Raw genomic sequence first — 1,268 nt, 5'->3', positions numbered from 1 at the left:
TGTCATAGCCATTTCAAGATGTCGTAGCGGCAGCTATTTAGAAATGTCGGGTTTTGACGTTGAGTTTGACTCTGTCTTTAACGGTTTGAATCTCACGTAGCGTTGAAGGACAGCGCGTGAACGGGCAGGGCGTGTCAGTCCGTTCAGACAGATCCTGCAGACCGACGGCCAGGTTTGCGTGTTTGGTTCGGCTGCCTTCGTTGTGCCAGTTCCGTGATCACGCCGTTGATGTCGTCCTGGGTGAATTCACGCTGCTTCTTCGTGCCCTGCGCGCGTTCCGTTGCCCGAACCGGTTGTCCCTGATTCGTGCGCGCGGGGGAGCCGGAGATGCGCCGGTTGTCGCGTTGCGCCTGGATCGCCTGCGCGACCTGCAGCGCGTGACTCAGGCGTTTATGTTCAACGACCGCGCCCTGGTCGATCTCGGCCAGCCGGTCGTACTGCCTGTACGGCAGCACCCGGCCATCGGCGCGGATCTCGATGCGCCCGTCCGGGTACTCCCACACGTCGATGTAGCGGTGGATCAGTTTCCGGTTCTCCGGCGTGTCATCCAGCAGGTACATCACGCGATCGTACTGAATGGTCAGCGATTTCGTCACGCGTCGCGTCTCGCGCCACGTCATCAGCAGGTCGAGATTCTCGTCACCCCGCAGCGGCCGGTGCGCGTCGAAATCGCTCTTCGGCGGCTTCGCGAAGCGTGCGTTGTAGGCGGCCATGAAGGAGGGCGCATACGCATTGGCTTCGACGATCGTGCTGATTCCGCGCAGTCGCAATTCCTTCACCAGCCGATCCTGCAGCGTCAGGTGGGCACGCTCGACGCGACCCTTCGCGGAGCTGCTGTTCGCGCAGAACGTGTCGATGTTCAGCTCGAACATCGCCCGGCCGAAATGCGTCACGCTGCTGCCGGTTTCATGGGCCTTGCCACTGCGAAACACGCTCGCCTTGTCGCTGTAGAACGCGCCAGGCTTGCCGTGGCATTCGATGTACGCCCGCGTCGCCTCGAAATAGCTGAAGGTCGATTCGCTCGCCGTGAAGTGCAGATGCATCAGCCGGCTGGTCGCATCGTCGACGTACACCAGCAGTGTGCAGGCCGGCGCCCGTTCCTCGAACCACCGGTGATCGCTGCCATCGATCTGGATCAGTTCGCCCAGACACGCACGACGCGCCCGCGGCTGGTAGATCTTCGGCGGGCGCTGCCGGCGTGGTATCCACAGACCGGCGTCCGTCATCAGCCGTCTGACCGTTTCCTTGGCCATCCGGATGCCGTGGCA

General features: G+C 62.2%; 1 protein-coding gene. It reads right to left on the bottom strand.

Translation table 11 applies throughout. From position 1 onward, the window contains the following. Nucleotides 1–143: 143 nt before the first annotated feature. The coding region (locus PQR40_RS38965) for an ISNCY family transposase (RefSeq protein ID WP_408511280.1) at nt 144–1,268 on the bottom strand (1,125 nt) is incomplete at its 5' end.

It is taken from the genome of Paraburkholderia sediminicola (genome assembly GCF_046026855.1).
In the GTDB taxonomy this organism is placed as follows: Bacteria; Pseudomonadota; Gammaproteobacteria; order Burkholderiales; family Burkholderiaceae; genus Paraburkholderia; species Paraburkholderia sediminicola_A.
This window is presented reverse-complemented; position numbering and strand designations above follow the sequence as displayed.